Raw genomic sequence first — 7,994 nt, 5'->3', positions numbered from 1 at the left:
GGCGGCGAGGGCCTCGGCGAGGCCGGGGATCTCCAGGTGCACCACGCAGACGGGCTTGGCCGCGGGGGCGGCGGCGACGGCGGCGCGCAGGGCCGCGGCGAGCCCCGCGGCCGACTCGCCGTCCACGCGCGGGATGGCGGTGACGACGACGGCGTCGCAGTCCGGGTCCGTCAGGGCGGCGGCGAGCGCCTGGCGGAAGTCCTCGGGGCGGGCGGCGGTGGTCAGGTCCTCCGGGGGCAGCGGGCGCAGGCCGTCGGTGAGGCAGGCGTCGTAGGTGAGCAGCGCCAGGGACTCGGAGTTGCCCAGGATGGCCACGCGCGGGCCGGCGGGCAGCGGCTGGGCGGCGAGCAGCAGCCCGGTGTCGGAGAGCTCGGTGACGGTGTCGACGCGGATCACGCCGGCCTGCCGGAGGAGGTGGGAGACCGTGGCGTCGGGCATGCGGGTGGTGGGCACGGTGTGCCCCGCCGGGGTGACGCCGCCGTGCCGGGCGCCCTTGACGACGACGACCGGCTTGCGCCGCGCGGTGCGCCGGGCGAGGCGGGTGAACTTGCGCGGGTTGCCGATGGATTCCAGGTACATGAGGGCGACGTCGGTGTCCGGGTCGTCGTGCCAGTACTGGAGGAAGTCGTTCCCGGAGACGTCCGCGCGGTTGCCCGTCGAGACAAAGGTGGAGACCGAGGCCAGGCCGGCCAGGCCGGCCGCCCGCCGCTGGAGCCCGGAGAGCAGCGCGATGCCGATCGCGCCGGACTGGCTGAACAGGCCGACCCGGCCCGGCGGGGGCAGTTCGGGGGCGAGGGAGGCGTTGAGGCGGACCCCGGCGGCGGTGTTGACCAGGCCGAACGAGTTGGGGCCGATGATGCGCATGCCGTACGAGCGGGCCTGCCGGACCAGCTCGCGCTGGCGGGCCCGGCCGTCGGCCCCGCCCTCCGCGTACCCGGCGGAGAGCACCACGAGCCCTTGGACGCCGTGCTCCCCGCAGTCCTCGACGACGGACGGCACGCGGTCGGCGGGCACGGCGACGACGGCGAGGTCGACCGGGCCCTCGGCTTCGCCGAGCGAGCGGAGGGCGGGGACGCCCTCGGGGCCGAGCGTGGTGAGGCCGTCGGGGAAGGAGGTGTTGACCGCGAGGACCCGGCCGGTGAACCCGCCGGCCAGCAGGTTGCGCAGCACGGCCCGGCCCATGCCGCCGGGCTCGCGACCGGTGCCGAAGACCGCGACGCTGCCGGGGGCGAGCAGGCGCTGCACCGAGCGGGCCTCGGCGCGCTGCTCGCGGGCGCGCTGGACGGCGAGCGAGCGGTCCGTCGGCTCCAGGTCGAGCTCCAGGCGGACGACGCCGTCCTCGAAGCTCCGCTTCTGGGTGTACCCGGCGTCCGTGAACACCTTGATCATCTTGGTATTGGCGGGCAGCACCTCGGCCGCGAAGCGCCGGATCCCGCGCTCGCGGGCGACGGCCGCGATGTGCTCCAGCAGGGCGGAGGCGACCCCGCGGCCCTGGTGGGCGTCCTGGACCAGGAAGGCGACCTCGGCCTCGTCGGTCGGCTCGTGGGCCGGGCGGCCGCGGGAGTCGATGCGGTCGTAGCGGACGGTGGCGATGAACTCGCCGCCGACCGTGGCGGCCAGTCCGACCCGGTCGTTGTAGTCGTGGTGGGTGAAGCGGTGCAGGTCGCGGTCGGACAGCCGGGGGTAGGGCGCGAAGAAGCGGTAGTACTTGGACTCGTCCGAGACCTGCTCGTAGAAGCTGACCAGACGCTGGACGTCGTCGGGGGTGATGGGCCGGACGCGGGTGGTCCCGCCGTCACGGAGGACGACATCGGCTTCCCAGTGGGCCGGATACGCGTGCTCGGACGGCGTCTGCATGGGATCAGCGTACGACCGGCCACTGACAGCGCGGAGGGCGCGGCGGAGCACTGCCCGCACCGTGCGACACTGGTCTAGACAACCCGCTTCGCGACTCGAAGGGCATCACCATGGTTGAGCGCCGCGTAAACGTCGGCTGGGCCGACGGCCTGCACGCCCGTCCGGCGTCGATCTTCGTCCGTGCGGCCGCCGCCGCCGGCGTCCCCGTGACCATCGCCAAGGCCGGCGGCACCCCCGTCAACGCCGCGTCGATGCTGGCCGTGCTGGGCCTGGGCGCCCAGGGCGGCGAGGAGATCGTCCTCGCCTCGGAGGACGCGGGTGCCGAGGCCGCGCTCGACCGCCTGGCCAAGCTGGTCGCCGAGGGGCTCGAGGAGCTTCCGGAGACCGTCTGAGTCCTCGTCCCCGGGAGCCCCTGTCGCGGGACGGCTCCCGACGGGCGGCTCCCGACAGAACGTGAGCGGGGCCTCGGCCGCCGGATTCACCGGCCGCCGGGGCCCCGTCGTGCGTTTTCACCCCGCTTGCGTTCCGTCCGGCCCCGCGCACGTTCCGGTCCGCCCGCGCGCGCGTTCCGGCCGGAAATCGCCAGGCGTTCCCCGCCGCCGAATTCCCGGAATGCCTTACGGCCGTCACATTCCGGCGCCCGCCGTGTGAACACTGCGTTTCCGGACGGCCGGCCGGGAAGCCGGCACCGGACGCCAGAAGCGGAATTCCCCGGGCGCCCGCCCGGCCCGTCCGGCGGCGATCTCCCGGGCGCGTTCCGCGTCCCTCCTGACCACCGCGTCGACGAGCGCGGCGTGCGTCTCCCAGGTCTCCACGGGCCGCGCGGGCGGTTCCGGCGCGTACACCCAGGCGATCTTGCGCCGGACCTGGGTGAGCAGCGCGGCGAGGCTCGGGCTGCCGGACGCCTGGGCGAGCGTCTCGTCGAACCAGTCGCCCAGCGGGCACAGCTCGCCCGGCTGCCCGGCGCGGGCGCGCTCCCGGCCGAGCCGGACCAGTCCGCGCAGCACCTTCAGGTGCGCCTCGGTCCGCCGCTGCGCGGCGCGGGCGGCCCCCAGCGGCTCCAGCAGCGCCCGCACTTCCAGCAGGTCGGCCGCCTCCTGCTCGGTCGGCTCGGCGACGCAGGCGCCCGCGTGCCGGCGCGTGGTCACGAAGCCCTCGGAGGCCAGCGTGCGCAGCGCCTCCCGGACCGGGACGCGCGAGACGCCGTACCGGCGGGCGAGCAGTTCCTCGATGAGCCGGGTGCCGGGCGGGAAGGCGCCGGAGACGATGTCGTCGCGGATGGCCGTGCACACGGCCTGCGCGGAGACGCGGCGGCTCTCGGAAGCCGCGTCGCTCCCGCCGTTCACCAACGTCTCCGCACTGGACGAACCTCCGGATCGACCCCGACGCGCCCCGCGGAAAGCGATGGTCCGACACGCGATTGACGCTTCTTCAGGGATTCGCTCGACTCTATGGCAATTCCGCGCGGATTCCGATGGCCGCCGGGAGGCCATGGAAATGATTTGGCCAAGCGGGGAACTTCCCGGATCCACGCCCCGCGCGGCCGGACGGCCGAAAGCCCCGCCGCGGACGCGTGGTCCGGGCGGGGCTCGGCGGAAGTCGGGTGACGGCGGAGGTCAGATGTCGACGCCGTGCGAGCGCAGGTACGCGACCGGGTCGATGTCCGAGCCGTAGGTGGGCGCCGTGCGGGCCTCGAAGTGCAGGTGCGGGCCGGTGACGTTGCCGGTCGAGCCGGAGAGGCCGATCTGCTGGCCGGGGGTGACGGTCTGGCCGACGCTGACGGAGATCGACGAGAGGTGACCGTACTGGGTGTACGTGCCGTCGTTGTGCTTGATGACGATGTTGTTGCCGTAGGCGCCGCCGTTGCCGGCCTCGACGACGGTGCCCGCGCCGACGGCCTGGACGGTGGTGCCCTCGCCGGCGTGGAAGTCGACGCCGGTGTGGCTGCCGGAGGACCACAGGCCGCTGGAGGCGTGGTACTGGGTGGAGACGTAGGAGCCGGCGATCGGCATCACGAAGGTGTTGAGGCGCTTGCGCTCCGCCTCGCGGGCCGCGCGCTCCTTCTCGGCGCGCTCGGCCTCGGCCTTGCGCTTGGCCTCGTCGGCGCGCTTCTTGACCAGGGCGGCCTGCTCCTTGGCGGCGGCCTCGGCCTTCTGGGTGGCGGCGTCCTGCTCGGCGACGCCGCGCTGCATCTGCGCCTGCTCGTCGACGCTGTCGGCCACGTGGTCGGAGAGGACGACGGCCTGCGTGAGGCCGGTGTCCTGCATGCGGGGCGCTTCCTCGGGGGAGGAGGCCGCGAAGGCCGGAGCGGCGACACCGGCGACGACGCCCGCGGCGCTCAGGGTGGCTATGCCGGCGACGTTGGCACCGACACGCGCGGCACGGCTCGGACGACGGTGCTTCCCGGTGGCACGGGTGAACGCCATGGTTGCGGCTGTTCCTTTCCTTCCTTCTCGCCTACCGGGTTAGCTGACGGGTTCGGAGCAGGAAGGTCTCCTACGGTTCCCTCCGGAGAGGGACCCGATTCACCCCAGGGAACATGTGGTTCCCCGGCTCCCCTGGCTCGCGCCGTACGGGGACTCGGCGATGGCTGCCCGGGGCCGCGGTTGCGGCTCCGATCCGACGGGCTGCCGCCCTGAAGCTAATCGCCGTCAGATTCGAACGGCAAACGGAACCTCGTTTTAGTGACGCACGCCACACGAGATGGATGCAACCGCTCCTATAAATCGGGCATAACGGAGGCGCGTGGCTCCCGAAGGGCCCACGCGCCTCCTCGCCCCCGCGCGTGCGCCGGGGCGCACGCGGCGGCTTGAGCTCCCGTCAGGCGGAAACGACCGTCACCTCGCCGATGCCGAGCGCCCGGACGGGCTCCGCGATCTCCGCGGCGTCCCCGACGAGCACGGTGACCAGGCGGTCCGCCGGGAAGGCGTTCACGACGGCCGCGGTGGCCTCCACCGTCCCGGTCTCCGCGAGGCGTTCGTACAGCCGGCCCTGGAAGTCGTCCGGGAGGTGCTGCTCGACCTGGTCGGCCAGCGTGCCCGCGACGGCCGCCGCCGTCTCGTACTTGAGCGGGGCGACGCCCACCAGGTTCTGCACGGCGACGTCACGCTCGGCGTCCGTCAGCCCCTCGGCGGCGAGGGTGCGCAGCACCGTCCACAGGTCCGCCAGCGCGGGGCCGGTGTTGGGGGTGTCCACGGAACCGCTGATGGCGAGCAGCGCGACCCCGGTGCCGTCGGGGGCGGACCGCAGCACCTGGCCGAACGACCGGACGCCGTAGGTGTAGCCCTTCTCCTCGCGCAGCACGCGGTCCAGGCGGGAGGTGAGCGTGCCGCCGAGGCAGTACGTGCCGAGCACCTGGGCCGGCCAGACGCGGTCGTGCCGGTCGGCGCCGACGCGGCCGATGAGCAGCTGCGTCTGGACCGCGCCGGGGCGGTCCACGATGACGACGCGGCCGGTGTCGTCGGCCGAGACGGGCGGGACGGGCCGGGGCTCGGCCGGGGAGCCCGTCCAGGCGCCCAGGGTGTCGGCCAGGGCCTGGTCCAGGTCGACGCCGGTCAGGTCACCCACGATCACGGCGGTGGCGGTCGCCGGGCGGACGTGCGCCTCGTAGAACGCGCGCACGGAGGCGGCGTCGATGCGCTCGACCGTCTTCTCGGTGCCCTGCCGGGGCCGGGACATCCGCGAGTCGGCCGGGAAGAGCGCGGCGGAGAGCGCCATGGCGGCCCGGCGGGCCGGGTTGGCGAGCTCGTGCGGGATCTCGTCCAGGCGGTTGCGGACGAGGCGCTCGACCTCGTTGTCCGGGAAGGCCGGGGCACGCAGGGCGTCGGCGAGCAGCCCCAGGGCCTTCGTCAGCCGGGAGGCCGGGACCTCAAGGGAGAGCCGGACGCCCGGGTGGTCGGCGTGGGCGTCCAGGGTGGCGCCGCAGCGCTCCAGTTCGGCCGTGAAGTCCTCGGCACTGAGCTTGTCCGTGCCCTCGGAGAAGGCGCGGGCCATGATCGTGGCCACGCCCTCCAGGCCGGCCGGCTCGGCCTCCAGCGGCGCGGCGAGGTTGACCTCGACCGCGACGACCTGCTGGCCGGGGCGGTGACAGCGCAGCACGGTCAGGCCGTTGGGCAGCCGGTCGCGGCCGGGGGCCGGGAAGTTCCACGGGGTGGCCGTGCCGGGCCGGGGCTGCGGGTGGAACTGCATGGTGGGCTCGGCGGTGCCGGTGGCGCCCACGACTGCGGCTTCGCTCACTGGGCCGTCTCCTGTTCCTGTGCGTTGGCGTCGGCTTCCTGTGCGACGGCGGCGTCACCGGCCTCGGTCTCGTCGGAGCCCGCGGCCTGGGGCCCGGTCGGCTCGTAGACGAGCACCGCGCGGTTGTCGGGGCGCAGCCGCGCCTGGGCGACGGCCCGCACCTCCTCGGGCGTGACCTCCAGGACCCGCCGGACCGCGGTGAGGGCGAGCTGCGGGTCGCCGAAGAGGACGGCGAAGCGGCAGAGTTCGTCGGCCCGCCCGCTGACCGTGGCCAGCCGGTCCAGCCACTCGCGCTCCAGCTGGGCCTGGGCGCGCTCCATCTCCTGGGGGGTCGGGCCCTCCAGGGCGAAGCGGGCCAGCTCCTCGTCGACGGCCGTCTCGATGTCGGTGACGTCGACGCCGGCGGACGCCTTGACGTCCAGCCAGCCCAGCGAGGGGGCGCCCGCCAGGCGCAGCATGCCGAAGCCCGCCGCGACCGCGGTGCGGTCGTGCCGGACGAGGCGGTTGTGCAGCCGCGAGGACTCGCCGCCGCCGAGGACGGTCAGCGCCAGGTCGGCGGCGTCCGCCTCCCGGGTGCCGTCGTGCGGCAGGCGGTAGGCGGCCATCAGGGCGCGCGAGGGCACCTCTTCGCGGACCACCTGGCGCAGCTGCCCGCCGATGACGTCCGGCAGGGCGCCGTCGCGCGGCGGCTGCTTGCGGTCGTGGGCGGGGATGGACCCGAAGTACTTCTCGATCCAGGCCAGCGTCTGCTCGGAGTCGATGTCACCGACCACGGCGAGGACCGCGTTGCCGGGCGCGTAGTAGGTGCGGAAGAACTCCCGCGCGTCCTCCAGGGAGGTGGCGTCCAGGTCGGCCATCGAGCCGATGGGCGTGTGGTGGTAGGGGTGGCCCTCGGGGTAGACCATCGCGGTCAGCCGCTCGAAGGCGGTGCCGTAGGGCACGTTGTCGTACCGCTGGCGGCGCTCGTTCTTGACGACGTCGCGCTGGTTCTCCATGGACTCGTCGTCGAGCGCGGTGAGCAGCGAGCCCATCCGGTCGGCTTCCAGCCACAGCGCCAGCTCCAGCTGGTGGGCGGGCATGGTCTCGAAGTAGTTGGTCCGCTCGAAGCTGGTGGTGCCGTTGAGCGAGCCGCCGGCGCCCTGCACCAGCTCGAAATGGCCGTTGCCCTTCACCTGTGCCGACCCCTGGAACATCAGGTGCTCGAAGAGGTGGGCGAGGCCGGTGCGGCCCTTGACCTCGTGGCGCGAGCCGACGTCGTACCAGAGGCAGACTGCCGCGACCGGGGTCAGATGGTCCTCCGAGAGCACCACCCGCAAGCCGTTGGCCAGGCGGTGCTCGGTCGCTGTCAGGCCGCCGGTGCCGGCCTGTTGCGCGGCCGTGTGACCCATGGGCATGTACGTCCCTTCGATCGCTCGATATCTCGCTGCATCCCGCGCCGCCGTTTCCCGCCCGGCGGCGCCCGCGACGACTCGCGTGATGAACACTGCTGTCACTGTATGCAAGCGCACCGACATCCGGCGAAGTTCCCGGGGCCGGTGCGGTCCTCGCGGACGGGTCGCGGTCGGCGTTGTCAGTGGGGAGGTCCACAATGGTCGGCGTCAGTCCGCCCCCGGCAATCGACCGAAGGAGCCGCAGCCGCGATGGCCCGCCGCAGCACGAAGACCCCGCCGCCGGAAGAGTTCGAGGAGCGCATCCTCGACATCGACGTCGTCGACGAGATGCAGGGCTCCTTCCTCGAGTACGCCTACTCCGTCATCTACTCCCGCGCCCTGCCCGACGCCCGCGACGGCCTGAAGCCGGTGCAGCGCCGCATCCTCTTCCAGATGAACGAGATGGGCCTGCGGCCCGAGCGCGGCTACGTGAAGTGCGCGCGCGTGGTCGGCGAGGTGATGGGCAAGCTG

7 protein-coding genes and 1 riboswitch are annotated in these 7,994 nt (G+C 73.8%); of the genes, 2 read left to right on the top strand and 5 right to left on the bottom strand.

From position 1 onward, the window contains the following. Positions 1-1,857, bottom strand: a 1,857-nt coding sequence (locus tag JNW98_RS13900) for a GNAT family N-acetyltransferase (RefSeq protein ID WP_223768497.1), incomplete at its 3' end; no start/stop codon positions are given. Between the two features lie 110 nt (positions 1,858-1,967). Here JNW98_RS13900 and JNW98_RS13895 point away from each other — a divergent pair. Beyond that, positions 1,968-2,249, top strand: a complete 282-nt coding sequence (locus JNW98_RS13895) for an HPr family phosphocarrier protein (RefSeq protein ID WP_152263926.1) — start codon at positions 1,968-1,970, stop codon at positions 2,247-2,249. Positions 2,250-2,483: 234 nt separating this feature from the next. On the opposite strand, the gene JNW98_RS13890 is transcribed toward JNW98_RS13895, so the two are convergent. The 4 genes from JNW98_RS13890 to JNW98_RS13875 form a co-directional block, all read right to left on the bottom strand. Next, positions 2,484-3,203, bottom strand: a complete 720-nt coding sequence (locus tag JNW98_RS13890) for a GntR family transcriptional regulator (RefSeq protein WP_223768496.1) — start codon at positions 3,201-3,203, stop codon at positions 2,484-2,486. A gap of 270 nt (positions 3,204-3,473) precedes the next feature. Beyond that, positions 3,474-4,283 (bottom strand): M23 family metallopeptidase, encoded by an 810-nt coding sequence (locus JNW98_RS13885; protein ID WP_223768495.1) that lies wholly within the window; start codon positions 4,281-4,283, stop codon positions 3,474-3,476. A gap of 13 nt (positions 4,284-4,296) precedes the next feature. Beyond that, positions 4,297-4,453: riboswitch (cyclic di-AMP (ydaO/yuaA leader) on the bottom strand. A gap of 224 nt (positions 4,454-4,677) precedes the next feature. Continuing rightward, positions 4,678-6,045 (bottom strand): M16 family metallopeptidase, encoded by a 1,368-nt coding sequence (locus tag JNW98_RS13880; RefSeq protein WP_223768499.1) that lies wholly within the window; start codon positions 6,043-6,045, stop codon positions 4,678-4,680. A 44-nt stretch (positions 6,046-6,089) separates the two neighbouring features. Further along, positions 6,090-7,481, bottom strand: coding sequence for a M16 family metallopeptidase (locus JNW98_RS13875; protein WP_223768498.1), 1,392 nt, complete (start codon positions 7,479-7,481; stop codon positions 6,090-6,092). A gap of 252 nt (positions 7,482-7,733) precedes the next feature. Between JNW98_RS13875 and JNW98_RS13870 the strand changes: the two genes are divergently transcribed. Continuing rightward, positions 7,734-7,994, top strand: a 261-nt coding sequence (locus tag JNW98_RS13870) for a DNA gyrase subunit A (protein ID WP_308015600.1), incomplete at its 3' end; no start/stop codon positions are given.

Source organism: Streptomyces huiliensis, from assembly GCF_020037025.1.
GTDB classification, from domain to species: Bacteria; Actinomycetota; Actinomycetes; order Streptomycetales; family Streptomycetaceae; genus Streptomyces; species Streptomyces huiliensis.
Note: the sequence above shows the minus strand (reverse complement) of the source record. Positions and strands in the feature narration are given on the sequence as shown.